Origin of the sequence: Chryseobacterium fluminis, from assembly GCF_026314945.1 — a bacterium.
GTDB lineage: Bacteria > Bacteroidota > Bacteroidia > Flavobacteriales > Weeksellaceae > Chryseobacterium > Chryseobacterium fluminis.
The window spans coordinates 1,384,543-1,399,861 of the sequence record NZ_CP111121.1; the positions used below are offsets into that span (position 1 = coordinate 1,384,543).

The 15,319-nt window shown below is 39.3% G+C and carries 17 protein-coding genes; 6 read left to right on the forward strand and 11 right to left on the reverse strand.

Annotated elements, in window-relative coordinates:
• The first annotated feature begins 189 nt into the window (after positions 1-189).
• Positions 190-1,251 carry a hypothetical protein gene (locus ODZ84_RS06065; protein WP_266176096.1) on the forward strand — a complete coding sequence of 354 codons (1,062 nt, stop codon included), beginning with the start codon at positions 190-192 and terminating at the stop codon, positions 1,249-1,251.
• A 105-nt stretch (positions 1,252-1,356) separates the two neighbouring features.
• Here ODZ84_RS06065 and ODZ84_RS06070 read toward each other — a convergent pair whose 3' ends face one another.
• Entirely contained in the window at positions 1,357-1,548 is a 192-nt protein-coding gene (locus tag ODZ84_RS06070) for a hypothetical protein (RefSeq protein ID WP_266176097.1), read from the reverse strand.
• A gap of 69 nt (positions 1,549-1,617) precedes the next feature.
• Here ODZ84_RS06070 and ODZ84_RS06075 point away from each other — a divergent pair, with 69 nt between their 5' ends.
• On the forward strand, positions 1,618-2,091 hold the full coding sequence (locus ODZ84_RS06075; protein ID WP_266176098.1) for a hypothetical protein: 474 nt from the start codon (positions 1,618-1,620) through the stop codon (positions 2,089-2,091).
• A 64-nt stretch (positions 2,092-2,155) separates the two neighbouring features.
• Here the strand turns inward: ODZ84_RS06075 and ODZ84_RS06080 are convergent, their stop codons facing one another.
• The 5 genes from ODZ84_RS06080 to ODZ84_RS06100 all read right to left on the reverse strand — a co-directional run bounded on the left by ODZ84_RS06080 (position 2,156) and on the right by ODZ84_RS06100 (position 8,610).
• Positions 2,156-2,674 carry a DUF2911 domain-containing protein gene (locus ODZ84_RS06080; protein ID WP_266176099.1) on the reverse strand — a complete coding sequence of 173 codons (519 nt, stop codon included), beginning with the start codon at positions 2,672-2,674 and terminating at the stop codon, positions 2,156-2,158.
• A 111-nt stretch (positions 2,675-2,785) separates the two neighbouring features.
• On the reverse strand, positions 2,786-4,477 hold the full coding sequence (locus tag ODZ84_RS06085; protein ID WP_266176100.1) for a sodium:solute symporter: 1,692 nt from the start codon (positions 4,475-4,477) through the stop codon (positions 2,786-2,788).
• Between the two features lie 100 nt (positions 4,478-4,577).
• Positions 4,578-7,082, reverse strand: coding sequence for a PIG-L family deacetylase (locus ODZ84_RS06090; RefSeq protein WP_266176101.1), 2,505 nt, complete (start codon positions 7,080-7,082; stop codon positions 4,578-4,580).
• A gap of 956 nt (positions 7,083-8,038) precedes the next feature.
• A complete protein-coding gene (locus ODZ84_RS06095; RefSeq protein ID WP_266176102.1) occupies positions 8,039-8,317 on the reverse strand; it encodes a hypothetical protein in 279 nt (92 codons plus the stop codon).
• Positions 8,317-8,610 (reverse strand): hypothetical protein, encoded by a 294-nt coding sequence (locus tag ODZ84_RS06100; RefSeq protein ID WP_266176103.1) that lies wholly within the window; start codon positions 8,608-8,610, stop codon positions 8,317-8,319. The genes ODZ84_RS06095 and ODZ84_RS06100 overlap by 1 nt, the downstream gene beginning before the upstream one ends.
• 566 nt (positions 8,611-9,176) lie before the next feature.
• Between ODZ84_RS06100 and ODZ84_RS06105 the strand changes: the two genes are divergently transcribed.
• Both ODZ84_RS06105 and ODZ84_RS06110 read left to right on the forward strand, forming a co-directional pair.
• Positions 9,177-9,485, forward strand: coding sequence for a helix-turn-helix domain-containing protein (locus ODZ84_RS06105; protein WP_266176104.1), 309 nt, complete (start codon positions 9,177-9,179; stop codon positions 9,483-9,485).
• A 107-nt stretch (positions 9,486-9,592) separates the two neighbouring features.
• Complete coding sequence (locus ODZ84_RS06110) at positions 9,593-10,084, forward strand: hypothetical protein (RefSeq protein ID WP_266176105.1); 492 nt, start codon at positions 9,593-9,595, stop codon at positions 10,082-10,084.
• A gap of 182 nt (positions 10,085-10,266) precedes the next feature.
• Here ODZ84_RS06110 and ODZ84_RS06115 read toward each other — a convergent pair whose 3' ends face one another.
• Together ODZ84_RS06115 and ODZ84_RS06120 are read right to left on the reverse strand one after the other, a co-directional pair.
• Positions 10,267-10,815, reverse strand: a complete 549-nt coding sequence (locus ODZ84_RS06115; RefSeq protein ID WP_266176106.1) for a helix-turn-helix domain-containing protein — start codon at positions 10,813-10,815, stop codon at positions 10,267-10,269.
• Positions 10,816-11,467: 652 nt separating this feature from the next.
• Positions 11,468-12,172, reverse strand: coding sequence for a hypothetical protein (locus tag ODZ84_RS06120; protein ID WP_266176107.1), 705 nt, complete (start codon positions 12,170-12,172; stop codon positions 11,468-11,470).
• Positions 12,173-12,481: 309 nt separating this feature from the next.
• Here ODZ84_RS06120 and ODZ84_RS06125 point away from each other — a divergent pair, with 309 nt between their 5' ends.
• Positions 12,482-12,625 (forward strand): hypothetical protein, encoded by a 144-nt coding sequence (locus ODZ84_RS06125; protein WP_266176108.1) that lies wholly within the window; start codon positions 12,482-12,484, stop codon positions 12,623-12,625.
• A 26-nt stretch (positions 12,626-12,651) separates the two neighbouring features.
• On the opposite strand, the gene ODZ84_RS06130 is transcribed toward ODZ84_RS06125, so the two are convergent.
• Both ODZ84_RS06130 and ODZ84_RS06135 read right to left on the reverse strand, forming a co-directional pair.
• On the reverse strand, positions 12,652-12,858 hold the full coding sequence (locus ODZ84_RS06130) for a hypothetical protein (protein WP_266176109.1): 207 nt from the start codon (positions 12,856-12,858) through the stop codon (positions 12,652-12,654).
• A gap of 13 nt (positions 12,859-12,871) precedes the next feature.
• Positions 12,872-13,366, reverse strand: a complete 495-nt coding sequence (locus ODZ84_RS06135) for a hypothetical protein (RefSeq protein ID WP_266176110.1) — start codon at positions 13,364-13,366, stop codon at positions 12,872-12,874.
• A 525-nt stretch (positions 13,367-13,891) separates the two neighbouring features.
• On the opposite strand from ODZ84_RS06135, the gene ODZ84_RS06140 reads away from it, so the two are divergent.
• Positions 13,892-14,239 (forward strand): hypothetical protein, encoded by a 348-nt coding sequence (locus tag ODZ84_RS06140; protein ID WP_266176111.1) that lies wholly within the window; start codon positions 13,892-13,894, stop codon positions 14,237-14,239.
• Positions 14,240-14,588: 349 nt separating this feature from the next.
• Here the strand turns inward: ODZ84_RS06140 and ODZ84_RS06145 are convergent, their stop codons facing one another.
• On the reverse strand, positions 14,589-15,257 hold the full coding sequence (locus ODZ84_RS06145) for a hypothetical protein (RefSeq protein WP_266176112.1): 669 nt from the start codon (positions 15,255-15,257) through the stop codon (positions 14,589-14,591).
• Between the last annotated feature and the right edge of the window lie 62 nt (positions 15,258-15,319).

Sequence of the window (15,319 nt, forward strand, 5' to 3'; positions counted from 1 at the left end):
CTCATCTTTTGAATATTTTACACAAATAAGTCTTTAATTATTAGCTTTAATACAACTTATCAGTATATTTGCGCCTTTAAAATTAATATGCATTGCATTATTCTTATACTAGAGGAAAATAATCAACAGTCTTACTATAGTAAATATTCACTTTATTTTATAAAATAAATCATTTTAAAACTTTTAAACATGAAAAAACATGCATCGGTTATAGTTGCTACTCTGTTTTCAGCGGTTCTCTATTCCCAGGTGGGAATCAATACCCAAAATCCTAAAGGAACACTGGATGTATCAGCAAAAAGTACGGACGGAACATTACCTGAAGGTTTTCTTCTTCCCAGGCTTACAGGAGAACAGATAAAATCAGCCGATAATCAGTATACTTCTGATCAGACGGGGATTATAGTTTATGCATCTTCCGCTGTTTCAGTATCAAGTCCTAAGACGGTCAATATCAATGCAGCAGGATATTACTACTTTGACGGAAATGTCTGGCAGAAGCTTGATAAAACCATCAATGCGAGGAGCGGCGTTTCGCTTTCGGGCAATGATGTGATCCTGGGAGGATCTCTCGGGCAGGCTACTACAATTTCCAATAATGGAAATTCACTGAGCATATCGGGTACTACATCCACCACAACTTTCGATCAGGCGGGAAATGTCGGAATCGGTACCACGACTCCTACCCAACGTCTGGATGTCGACGGTAGTGCCCGTGTCCGAAATATTCCTTCCGCCGGAGGTACTGTCATGCTTACCGCAGATAACGATGGGCTCATCAGAAAGCAGGCACTTCCCGCCCCATCTGCTCCGGTAATACAGGCCGTTTTTTCTGCAACCGGTGTTAATCTCAATCCATCCAACTGGGGAGCTTATAATTATACCGGAACCACGATTACCATTCCGGCCAACAGCAAATATATTGTTAATACAACTCAGCTGGTTACAAATTTCGTTAATATGCCAACGGGCCAGTCTGTCTGGGTACGCAGCAGCTTTTCAGACAGTCCCACTACTTTTGTATTTACGCCGGACATCGTAGGTTCCAATCTTATGAGTGGAATCTGGGGGCCAGCTACTCAGTTTGGTCTTGTTTCAGGATCTCTGATATTAAATAATACTTCATCTTCTGCAAAAGTTTATTATTATTGGGCCGGAAGCGTAGCTGTTAATGGCTATACGGGTACCATTGATAATTTTGGAGGATCAACCTGGGCAGAAAACCAGATGTATGCTCTTCCTATCAACTGATAACAGGATTTCCGGATCATTTGTATGAACATAGGATATTTACTCTAAAAATCAAATTGCTGTTTACAGCAAAAGAAGCCGGCACTGATCTTCATCGCCGGCTTTTTACATATCCATTACGATTAACCTGAAACAGACAATCCCATTCCAGGCTAAAATTCCCTGCTTCGATATATTATGAGTGATTCCGATATCAATTTCCGGTGCACAGATAACGTTCAGACTTTTATGAAACTCATGATTCACTATCAAAACAGGTGAGAACGGACAATCTCTCACCCACCAATCCTTGTGCATATATTCTTTTAAAACTTAAAAAGCAGTCCGCAATTTCTTCATTATATTTGTGAAACAAAAAACTTCGTTTTGAATATAATTTCTTTTGAAAAGGGTGTTTCCCAGGAAACGATCGACAAAAATGCAGAGAATATTAAAATTGCCCGGCTTAACCTTTCAGATTTTAATGAGAGGATGGGTAAAGATTATGATCTTATCTGCCGGTTTAACAACGAAAATCCGCGATTTTTCTTAAAACAGGAGTTGAGATATCCTGAAAATACCAATACCATAGCCAGCCAGATCAACTGGCTTCTGACGTGGAAAAGGGAAATTAAAGACAGAGGCTATTTTAAAATATTCTTTAATGATATTCAGAGAGAATTTGAAAAAATTAACTGGTATAACTCCCCATACATCCAAAAGGACAAGGTATACCATAAAATCGCTGAAGATTTTAAAAAGAAATACACAGATTATGCACCCCTGGGATTTTTAAATGAAGAGGATGAAAAGTATATCAGAGAAGAAATACATAAAAAGTTTTTGCAGCACCTTCCCTAACCATAAAAGCTTTACTATAAAACAAAATCCCGGTTATCCGGGATTCTGATTACTTATACTTTAATTATTTGATCTCCACGGGAACCGAGATTTGATCCCAGTCCATAGTGAATCCGTTACTGTTTACTTTATATATTAAAGTTTCCTGTTTCGCTTTTAACGCTTTTGTTTTTACATCTACGCGCAGAGCATCTTTTCCTTCTTCGTATTTATAAGCGCCCCACTGTTTTGGCTCTTTATTAAAAATCGCAGTCCACGTTCCGCTTTCTTTTGGCATTAAGAAAAAGCTGTATTTACCCGCAGGCAGTTTTTTACCCTGAACGGTAATGTCTTTATCTGTTTCAAAGGTAGTGGCCTCATTGGCACCCGCACGCCAAACCTTATTATAAGGCACCAAATCGCCCCAGATTTTACGATCTTTTACAGAAGGGCTGCTGTAGGCTATGGTAACCGTTGCATCTTTAATTTTTCCTGTAGCCGTAGCCGCAGGGCTGGCAGGTTTTTTCGTGTCCTGTGCAAAAGCGTTTACAGACATCGTCATTGCAGCAACAAGGACGGTAGCAGATCTAAGGATTGTTTTCATAATACTTATATTTATTTGTTTGTTCTTTATTCTTCACTCTATATCCTTCCTCTTTGTTCCTACTTCTTTATTCTTTATTCTTTCCTCTTCACTCCTTCCCCCATTCTCCATTCACGAATTTACTGCTTTCGATCTATAAAACAGCAACCCGATGGCCGAAAATATAATGACTGCCGCTGCCCCGATGACATTGAGCCACAGAAAAGAAACAATATCGAGCTGATACACGGCAATAACAGTCATTTCTGATAAAATGGCAGCAATAAATACATTAGAGCCGTTGATTTTCTTATAATAAAAGGCAACCAGGAAAATCCCCAGTATCGGACCGTAGAAAAGAGATCCTAAAACATTCACCGCTTCGATAAGGGAACCCATCTGCGTGGCAAACATGGCGACACCGATTGAGAATAAGCCCCATGCTAAAGTGTGCAGCCGGCTGAACTTCAGTTCCGTTTCATCATCAGGAATTTCTTTTCGGAATATCAGATGGACGTCTTTCAGGGAACAGGCGGCCAGGGAATTCAGCGCTGCGGAAATGGAACCCCAGCTGGCGAGGAAAATGACGGCAAACAGTAAACCGATCATGCCTGCAGGCAGGGTATTTTTCACAAAGTACAGGAAAATATAATTGGTATCCGTTTTCTCCGCATTATAGCTGGAATGATTGATCGCTTCCTCTACTCTTCCGTGAAGTGCTTTTACCTCAGTCTGTGTATTTTTAAAATCCTGCACCGCTTTTTTGAGTTGTGGGGAATGCGTTTCCTTCAGCTTTAAAATCTCTTTCGACTCTGCATTAAATTTTACCTGTAAATGCTGATGTTCTTTCTCGAAAACCGCAGCCTGCTGGGGTTGTGTGTCCTTTAGATATTGATAAGAACGTTCATTAAAATAAATCGGAGCCGGTTTCAGGGAGAAGAATGCGAAAAGCAGGGCACCGATGAGAAGAATCGCAAACTGCATCGGAATTTTAACCAGTCCGTTCAGCAGCAGTCCCATTTTGGCGTTGGTATTGTCTTTCGCCGTAATATACCTTCCGACCTGGCTCTGGTCGGTCCCGAAGTAAGATAATGCCAGAAAAAAACCGCCGATCAGCCCGCTCCAGATATTGTATTTATCTTTCCAGTCGAATTCTGTAGTGATGACATTAAGCTTTCCGGATTTTCCCGCCAGATATAGCGCGTCTGTAAAACCGATTCCGTTCGGCATATTTTCAATGAGCAGGTACCCGGCAAAAGCCATGGTTCCCAGGATAATGAGAAACTGTAATTTCTGGGTATGAGCGATTGCCTTTGCACCGCCGACATAGGTATAGATCAGCAGAATGCCTCCTGTTAAAACATTGGTTAAATAAATATTCCAGTTTAAAACGCTCGACAGGATAATGCTCGGAGCGTAGATGCTGATTCCTGTTGACAGGCCTCTGGAGAAAAGAAAAAGAAGTGAAGTGAGTACCCTTGTTTTTTTATCAAACCGGTTTTCCAGATACTCATAGGCGGTATAAACATTTAAGCGCTGAAAAATAGGAATGAATGTGATACAGATTACGATCATTGCCAGAGGCAGACCGAAATAATACTGAACGAATCGCATCCCGTCGGTATACGCCTGGCCCGGTGCCGAAAGAAAGGTAATGGCACTGGCCTGTGTAGCCATAATTCCGATAAGCACAATGTACCAGGGCATTTTATTATCGGCCTTCAGGTAAGATTCGTTGCTTTTCTGGCCACGACCGATGAATACGCCGTATACCACCACTGCAACAAGGGTAAAAATAAGAACAGTCCAGTCTATTGTACTCATGCCCAGAATTTAGTAAATAAATAATAAAATATGATCTGAACGGCCAGTGCCACCGCTAGCAGCAGGTACCAGGTATTCCAGTTTTTAAGTTGGTTTTTCATCAGTTCTTCTGTGCAGATAAAAAGTTTAAAAATAAACGGGCCGCCCCGACATTCCCCGCAGGCAGCTGTCTGAAAAATGCCAATGGGGTATAGATAAAATTCCCTTTGCCGTACCTGGCGTATAAAGTAGATCCCCGGAGAGGCTCCTCGCCTGTATCGTGCATTTCAAACAGCGGCTCATACGCGCCATCCCACTGAACCGGGAAATAGGCACCACGCTCCTGCACCCAGCCCTTAAAATCTTCCGCCGTAATTCTGTTCGGATCGTTCAGTAATTTATGATTGGGATTTAAGATTGTAACCGCCGAATTTTCTTCGGTAACCCGTTTGTTCGCAATGCTGAAGTTATACATTCCCAATTGGTCCACCGTTGCATCCTGGTTGGTATTATACTGCATCACCAGATTCCCACCGTCTTTTACGTAAGACCATAAAAAAGGCATCCAGCGGCCCAGCTTTTTCTCCGTATTATTGGCACGGATTCCCAATACGATGGCATCATACTGTGACAGCTTATTCCGGCTGCTGTTTCCGGCAGATCCATCAGGGTTGCCATAGAAATCTTCATCTTTCAGAACCTCTACCTGTATCCCGGCAATGCGCAGAAATTCAGGAACGAAATCACCCGCTCCTTCTATATACCCCACTTTTTTTACCTTCGCCTGAATATCACCTTTCATCACGGTGACCGCTGCAGGTGCGAAGTATTGTAAAGAGGGTAAATGCGGGTACTGAATAAGCACCTGTTTTTTATGATATGGTACACCATCTGCAACAAAGTCGGCATCCAGTTGTACACGGGTTGAATTGATTGCGGCAAGCTTATTTTTCGGAATTATACAGTCGACCGTAAAATCTTTTCCATTAATAGATTTTAATTCACTGCCGCCTAACCGCTCCCCTTTGTACGTCAGGTCTAAAATACCTTTATTGAACTGTTTATCAGAATTAATCTTGACATTTAAACTTAAATGTAAATCTTCATTTTCTTTGGCCAGGTAAAGTGGCTGTGTAAATTTCAGTTCCAATGCAGGAACAATGCGCAGGGCTTCCACTACATCACCGCGCACCGGGTCTAATTTTTTAAACGACAAAGGAAGCTGAACCTCAAACTTTTCCGAACCGATTCTTAAACCAAGCAATACATTCAGGGGTGACTCTGCCTCCGGTAAACCGATTAAAGTATCACTCGGAACAGAAAAGGTGGCCGCGTTCGTGGCCGGTTTTGCCAGCCAGTACGGTTCGGTAAGTGCTGCATCCGCTGGAATCTGAATTTTATGATCTATGGTAATTAAAGAATCTCTTGACAGTTTTCTGTTGAAGCTTTCTGATTGATTTAACCATTTTACATTTTCTAAAACGACAGGATGTGTCGCCCTCGAAATTACATTGAGTCTGAAATTGAGATGATCCCCGGCAATTGCTTCAGCCTGACCGGTAACCGCCTCGCCCATAAATCCCGCACAGCTTAAAATAATGCGGTCTAGAGATTTTATTTTATCACTTTTGAGGTCTGCATCCTGTAGCGCCATTATCTTCTTCCGTAAAGCAAGCAAAGCAGGTAAGCTACGTTCCGGATCATTGAAACTGAAATCGGAAATAATCTTATCCAATGACTGATCGATGTCCGCGTGTCCTCGTGTTGTCCACGTTTTAACAATCCCGTCAAAAAGGGTTGTCTTTGCAGGCTCACCAGCGACATGCGAAAAATACTCGGTTCTGATACCGGCTACAGACTGTGTGCCTGCACCCTGGCTCTTATGTAAGCTTCTGCTTAATCCCGCCAGTTCGCCATAGCCCATTCCCAGTTGCGCATCATATTGCCCGACGGTAACTTTCAGTTGATTTTCAGCCGTGGTATTCACCGCACCAAACCGGAAAGTATTCCACAGCACACGTTTGGGCTGCCAGGCATTAACATATTTCAGCTGATCTGGGAATGCCGTTTTATCGCCTGCCAGCTTAAAAGCTTTTTCTGCGATCACTGCCGAAGCCGCATGCTGTCCATGTCCTGCCGCCGAAGTCGGAGGAAAACGACAGATGATCACATCCGGACGGAACTGACGGATTACCCAAACAACATCTGCTGTAATGCTGTCGGCATCCCATTGTTTAAAAGTATCGGTCGTATTTTTAGAGAATCCGAAATCAATCGCGCGGGTAAAAAACTGTTGGGCACCGTCTAATTTTCTGGCCTCCAAAAGTTCATGCGTCCTGATTAAACCCAAGGCTGCCCCCTGCTCTGTTCCCAATAAATTCTGCCCGCCATCGCCTCTGGTTAAAGAAAGATAGCCCGTTTCCACATTCTGGTCGTTGATTAACCACGAGAGCAATCCCGTATTTTCATCATCGGGATGGGCTGCCAGGTATAAAACTTTAGGCAGGTGTTTCAGGGTTTTAAGGTCGCGGTAAATGTCAGATGATTTGGAAGGCCGGACCTGCTGGGCCGAACCGGAAGCCGGATAAAAGCCAAGGATCAGTACAATGATTACTTTTTTAAACATTTAGATTTGCTTTGCGGGGCAAATATAAGTAAATCATCTTTCTTTCAAACGTAAAAGAACCGGACTCTGAATTTCACCGCTACCGCACGAATCCCTTCGTGTGGTTGCCTGTAGTAAACGACAAAGAAAATCCAAAGGACTTTTAAACACTTAAGTTAATTTAGTCATATACTTTGGACAGAAAAGTACACGGAAGTTTTTTGAAAATCTTTGGTTTTCTTCTGAGGTACACTTAATTATGCGGTATTTTTTTAAGCTTTTTAAAGGGGTATTTAGTTGTGAGATAATAAATACCACACGATGGAATCGTGCGTAGCAGTAAAAGTTTTTTTAAACACCTAAGTTAATTTAAGTAATATACCACCGCTACCGCACGAATCCTTTCGTGTGGTTGTCTGTAGTAAACCACCAAGGAAATCCAAAGGATTTTTAACCATTTAAGTTAATTTTAGTCATATACTTAGGACAGAAAAGTACACGTAAGTTTTTTGAAAATCTTTGATTTTTCTTCAGAGGTACACTTAATTATGCGGTATTTTTTAAGATTTTTAAAGGGGTATTTAGTTGTGAGATAATAAATACCACACGATGGAATCGTGCGGTAGCAGTAAAAGTTTTTTTAAACACTTAAGTTAATTTAAGTAATATACCACCGCTACCGCACGAATCCCTTCGTGTGGTTGCCTGTAGTAAACCACGAAGAAAATCTAAGAGATTTTTAACCATTTAAGTTAATTTTAGTCATATACTTAGGACAGAAAAGTACACGTAAGTTTTTTGAAAATCTTTGATTTTCTTCTGAGGTACACTTAATGCTGCGGTATTTTTTAAGCTTTTTAAAAGGTACTTTGGTGTGAGATAATAAATACCATACGATGGAATCGTGCGGTAGCAGTGGTGAACTTAATTTTCTGGTATTCCTGTTAACTTATGATGGGTCTCCTCATCCAAAACTTCTAACTTTTTATGTACCTCTCACCTTCTTCCGGATGGTTGCCGGCAATCCTCTTTTTGCTTCTTCTCTGAAGAATAAGGTGTGCGGCATCCAGCATTTTCATAAGATGAATGTACGGGTTGATAATATTTTTTTCAGGAATGTGATCAGAGATGCCCATCGACAAATAAACCATCCCGGACATAAAGTAATCGAACTCCTTGATGGTGTATTCCTTATAGGCCTGACTGAATACCAAGAGCGGATCCAGGTATTCCTGCTCCGAAAGCAAGCCGGACATCACAGGAACGGAGTTCTCCGGCAGTCTGCTGAAACGATGTTCTTTTTCTTCAGCATCAGGAGATATCCTGCCCGCACAAACGAGCGCATCGACTGGTGAAACTGAAAGAGCACCGACGGATCTTCCGCAATGAAACCATCCTTTTTTATGGCGTAGCGAATGATGTCGTTTAGCCTTTTTTTAGTGGTTACCAGATCATTGAACTGGAAGAAGTTCTCCAACAGCTGTAACCCAGCACGTTTCTTAGGGCCTGTCCAAAAGAGGGTTTCTGGATCTGCTGTATTTTTTTTCATAAAGTTTTTGCATTTTTTTTGAATAATGTAAAAGAGCTGTCATTGATATCCTCTTCCATTACTGCATGGAATTCGTTTGATTTCACTTGCCTGGTAAAAACATCCGGCGTACACCGGTACGCCGGAGTTCCACACTTAACAGATTAAAATAATAAATAACATTTGTGTCCCGTGAAAGCCCTGAAGCCGCAATGGATTGTACACTCCACTGTATCGTATCATGATATTTGTATGTTGTGAAGCGGCTTAGAAAAGATGATTGTAGAAAGACAGAACAGCATGAAATAAAACGGCATGGGACTCTACATTATCAGTAATAGGGGTACTGGTATACCTTACACACAAATAAGAGAGCCCACGCCTAGGTCGTGAGCTTCTTGCCTATTGTCTTGTGTGTTTAAAAATTACCAGTTTTCTATTACAAGATTCTAAGCAATAGCTTCTTTTATTTTTTGAAGTATCGCAAAGCTACTTTATTGTAGCTTATTTTACAAATGTAAGAAAAAAAAATAATAAAACACATATATGTGTTGATGAAAAATTTTAGAAAGTCCAAAATTTACTAAATGTATAAATGGGAAATAGAAGAATTAAAATTTCAAATTGGAAAGCTTATTCAACTATATAGGCTTAAAAGAGGACTTTCACAGTTTCAGCTTGGAAATGAGCTTAATATCTCAAGTAACCATGTTGGTAGAATTGAAAGAGCAGAAACAAATCCAACTATTGAAAGCCTTGTTACATTTTGTAATTTTCTTGAAATTGATCTCTTACATTTATTTACGAAACTCAATGAAAAAGAGGTCAAAAAGATTGAAAGTGAAATTGATCAGCTACAGAAAGAATTCAAAAATCAAAATAAGAGAAAATCCTGACGAGTTGGGATTTTTTATTTACGGAAATTTGTAATAATATCGCCTAAAGACTAGCTATTTTTGGTTTTAGAGTTATTTTCAAACTTAAATAATTAAATGAATTGTAGATGAAACTTCTCCCAAAAATATTATTTATTTCTTTTTCTGCAATGGCATTACAAATGGGTAAAGCGCAGGAAGTAGAATATTCAAGATTTTATAATACAATCACTCCGAAGCTACAGAATGCGGCTGCAAGTAAAACCGCATTTAACCATCAAAAATTTTCTGATTTTTATAACTTATTGAAAGGTAGAAATATCAACATTTCTATGTTTGCCTATGACAGTAAAATTTTTGACAGTAAGGAAAGTTACCTATTAAGAATCTATTTTACCAATAATGAAAATAGAATATACGCTGTCAATAATCACTATCAATTTCCAACCATATTAATACTTTTTAAAAATAAAATTCCGGGTGAGATCGAAAAGTTAACAGAACAATTCCATGGAGAATGGAATGAGGACATCGCTAAGATCTTCTCCAATATGGAGATTGAAAAAATAGATTTCTACGGAATTAATGGAATGGAAAGCATGAATAGAAAAGCAAGATAATCTCCAGGATAAGACGTAAGTTTGGAAGCTCAGCTTTCGGTACCCTTTAATGTCTAATTGTAATTTTTTTGATTATAAAGCTATAAAACTTAGCGGCATAACAAAAAACAACTTTAGGCTGCACCAAAATTCCCACAATAATTTTAACTTATACGGTATTGAAGTTCTCGAGCAACCGAAAGCTAATAAGCAAATCCAAGTCTGTTTTTAACATGCTTGCTTTCTTCATTTCTTAATTTCTGACTTGTCATGATCTCATGTTCTTTATCTTTCTGCATGACCTTGAACCAACTTATTGCAGGAATCATCCCGTTGGAATGTAATTCCAGCCTGATGATAAACTCATCTGTCGGATTTCGATGATTGTTAATATATTGACTCAGTACAGCGGGCTTTACATCCACTTCAACAGCAAAGTCCTTATCTTTTTTATCCTGTCTGCTAACGTACTCATTTAAAAAAAATCCAAAACTAAATGCTTCCTCATATTGGTTGCTATTTATATAATCTTCCAATTGAAACTTGAGCTGTAACAATCTTGAATACATTTTTTGCTTATGCGTGCGATTTTCAAATTGGTTCCGACGTGCTGCCCAAAATTCCTCCTCTTCTTTTTTCTCCTTCATGCTCAAAACTTTATCCGCAGGGAACACAAAAGCATCTGCAAGTTGTTCACCAGTTAACTTTGAAAAATCAGTTCCCTCAATTTTCGTTCTGTTGGTCTTCATCATATTCCTGAATTAATTTTAATGAATTTTCTCCTTCGGTTATCAAATACATTTTGGTTGACTGTAGTCCATACTGTTTTATATAATGTGCTGTAAGCTTTGTTTTTGGCTTTAAGCATACATATCCTTCAAACCCTCTTTTAAATGCTTCTTTGCATACAAATGCAATAAGGCAACCTGCAATACGACTGTATTTCTTCGATTTACCCACATTTTCTTTGGAGACCGCCAGAAGCCTGATTTCCAAAGCGTAATCCCGTGGCCGCTCCTCTATCGACAGCAGTCCTATTGGTTCTTCTTTATTCTCTGCTGTTAATTTATAAACATGAGAGGTTTTTTCTTTGTTCCAATTAAAATTAAACCATTTTGTCTTATTAATTTGCGAAATTTCAGCAGCATCAATTTTAGTTATTGTTGCAGCATGTTTCTCACCCGTAGTTTTATTTAAGACCTACATCGCCTAACAAATATACAAAAAAAGTTTACAATATGTGTAAACTTTTATTATAAATTGTTACTTTCCAGTGACTTGTTCGGCTTCAGTAGAGGTTTTAATAGCTTTCCAAAGTCTCCAACTTTAGAGCAAGTCTAAAGAAAAGAATCCTATTTACATGCTCAAAGTCATGACACTTTGAGCAACCGAAATAAAACCTAACTACCCCTTTCCAACTTCATCCCTCGTCAGGTAAATATAATTAAACATACAAAACGTAGCCGCCGCTCCGAAGGTATGCCATAAAAAGTGGGTTCCGAAGCGGAACCATTCCCATTTATCAGCAATACGGAAGGTCAGGGCCAAAATAAATGACAATACAGCAAAACCTACCCATTGACCGGCTTTCCACTGCGTGTAAACCAGGTAACGCAGTACTGAGAAAAGAACCAGTGCGGCCATGACGGCGTAATTGACGTTGATAAACAGAGAAGGGTTACCAGCGAAAATCCAGTTTCTCGACACTAGCATAAACACGAGATATCCCAGCACCATTACCCCAGCATAAAACCATCTGGTGCTCTGCACCACAAAATAAAATGCGGCAGACAAACACAGTAACATAATGGGCAGCCAATCCATCATGATAAATACCGGCCACTGTCTGAAGGAATGGTAAACCGTCCCTCCTATCGCACCAATATATAATAAAGCTAAGCAGTAGGTTAAAAAGGGATATTTTCTGAAATTACCTTTCATTTTAACAGTCCAGAAAATGGCTATGGCTAAAAAAAATACGGCAGTAACGGCATTGAACGGCTCAGGGAAAAACTGCGCCATATCTGTCTCTTTATATAACATTCCTCCGTCCGGAGGCATCTGGTTTATCGGCATGGTCTTTTTAATTAGAATGATACTTACAGACATGCTTCAATTTGAAAAACACAAACACATGCCATTTTTCTAGACATCCGTAAACGAGTACGAAAATGCTTCTTCTAATATAGAAAAAATTATAACCTCATATACTGGAAATGCACGGTTATGTTTTAAAGTTGTTTAAACTTATTCAGAAAAAGAGTTCCGATAAAATTAGCAACTTTGGATTGCAATGTAAAAGACCAATAATCTGGAACTCATCAGCAAAGATAAAATAGAGAAATGGATTTTACCCCATTTAAGCAGAGGGCAAAGGGGATTTTCTACGAAGTTTGACTTGGCAAAATAATTCAGACCATGATAAAACGGCTGAAAACCGGTTGCCAGTGGCGGGAACTTTTGGTTAAGGACTTTTTCGGGGAAGAAAATACCGCAGAATTAGTGTACTTCAGAAGAAAATCAATGATTTTCAAAGAACTTACGTGTACTTCTTCTGCGTAAAGTTATACTTAAATTAACTTAAGTGTTTAGAAATCAGACAACCACACGAAGGGATTCGTGCGGTAGCGGTGAAAAAACTGCGCCATATCTGTCTCTTTATATAACATTCCTCCGTCCGGAGGCATCTGGTTTATCGGCATGGTCTTTTTAATTAGAATGATCTGTAAATCTTTTGAGTGTCGGGAATATCTTTCCCCATCGGACATTGTGATAACCGTTTCCGAGTATTTCATTGCCCTGTCTTTTTCATTTTATCCGGTGAAGAAGTTTAAATTTTTCTATAAGCCTGTTTCTTGTGAGATCAAGTTTTTCAACACGTGCTGTTTCTGCAATCCTGGATAGTCTGAAAGCGGTAGTCTGCTGCACATTGTTTATTTTATGTAGGGACTGCCTGAGTAAATAGGCATCCACGGTATCCAGCAGTTTATATCCTCTGTAGGCCCTGTAATAGGAAAGGGTAGATTTTTTCACTGCCCGGGCACTGTCGATATCATCTACATCGTATCGTTGGATCTCGCCAATAATCCGGTCTAAGCCGTTAATCTGACCCAACGTAATCTCTTTTGCCAGCTGAGGTTGGCCGTCGACCAATGCCTGCAGGCGTTTTTTTTCGGCACCGTCTGAAACCATGATTTGATACACCCGCTGTTCTGCCGCTTCCAGATCATCACAGAATTTTTGGGCCTCATGATCTTTACAGGCAGTGAGAAAAAGCAAAACGATAAATGCTGAATACTTCATAATCAGTTTTTTATTACCATAAATACATAAAAGCAATAATCGGACTCTTTCACAAATGTAGACATAATATTGCTGATATGATCCTCAAAAAGGTCTGATGTCCGGCACTTTTGCCCCCACTTTTCCAAAAAAGCAGAGATCTTAAAGTCTGTATGGCCTTCTATTTAAGGTCTCTGTTCTTTATTTTGAGTTTTTTGAAGTGACAGTTCCATTCCGTTGAATGGCCGTTTACTCAAATAAGCCATAATAAAAATTCATCTCCGGAAACCATCGTTGCCCTTTATTATATCCGCTGAAAAAGCGAATATGAAATGTTAAGAAAAATTCATCCGTTCAGAGCGGAATAATATCTCCTCTTTATTAAAATTGGAATCAAATTTGTAACCTGTGATCCGGAATTAAATTTTATTAAAACAACCCATCTGATTCCGGGCTTGCCCTCGGGCACCATTGCATAATGGAGCCTTTTTTAAGACACCGGATATTTAAACCATTAAAGAATAAGTAAAATTCACTTTAAGATTCATGCGAAAAATTATAAGAAATGTATTTTCTGTCTTCAGTTTCAACAATCAGCCGTTTAACAGCAACATATGGAAGCTGAATCCGGGAAAAAGAAAAAGGCTGATCCGGGATCTTATCACAAAAAATTTAGCTGTTGGAAAAAGTCACGGAGAAATTCTGGAAATGTTCGGTTATGATGTACGGATGTATTCTGACGGAATATGGATTTATCCGGTAGACAACAACAGGTTTGGAAGATCCAGAATGCTGTTACAGCTCTACTTCAATGCTGACGAAACCGTAAGTTATGCATTGATCCGAAAAAAAAATCAGCTGAAAGATGAAAAACTGACCCTACTATGGAAATAAGTATTTAAAAAAAACCAATTATAAAAAAACGCTGGTGCGGGCCTAAGACGGTTATAAAAAACAGGAACAATATTGAATGTTCTGTTTAATAAGAGCTCCTAACATCATAACACTTATCCGGATTACAAAACAGCCATTTCGAATGAAGTGGCTGTTTTGCTTATAATAATAGTATTCATCCATTCCGGAAGATCTATAAAGGGCCGAAGATTTCCAGCCTTTAAAATCATATCCTATATATAAGGTACGGTTATAAAAAAATCACCTTCTCTCTATCCTGACTGAGATGACCTTCTGTTTGCAGGTTTATGGTTTGCTTGTAATGTCCTTAAGAAAAGCTTCCTGTGGTTTACAGGTGGTTTTCTGTATTTCTTACAGAGAGTAAAAAAAACTTGAAATCATCATTTTGAGAATACAGATACGGATCGGATAAATTGCATTGGATTTCTGTAAATACCATTCCGGCATCAGCTTTTTCGGAATCGAAATTGGTTTCCAGAATCCCCGCCGAAGATAAGCTGAACCATAACTTTCCGTTTCTTCTGCCGTTGAGCCAAAGTAAAACATCTGTTAACAGAATCTCTCTAGTATCTTTTTTGAGATGAAGCTCGCTTATGATCTCCTTTGATAAGGAATCAATATCTTTTAAAGCTTCACGGCGAAATTTCGCCTGATCCCTTTTAATCATTTTAACATCAAAATAACCATTCACCAGTGAGGTATGAAAACTGATCCCGGTCTGTTCATAACTGTCAAGAGGTCTGAAGGTGACATACTCCACCTGATCGGCATGACTGTTTAATATGGCAAAAAACTCCGTCTTATTTTCATCTGTCAGACATTCTGCAAATGCAGTAAGTAATGAAAGCTGAGCGTATTCCTGTTCCCGTTGAAAATCCTGATATCTGAATAAGGCGATGAGTTTTTTCAGAACAGTTTTATCATCGATAAGCCATTGTTCGGCATTTAACATTCTGTTTCTGGAAACATAGGAGGTTACATAAGCATAGTTTTTCATAATATATTTAAAGGTTAAGTGTTAATTTTAGATCACGGGCAGTGATCTCCGGCAAAAATACT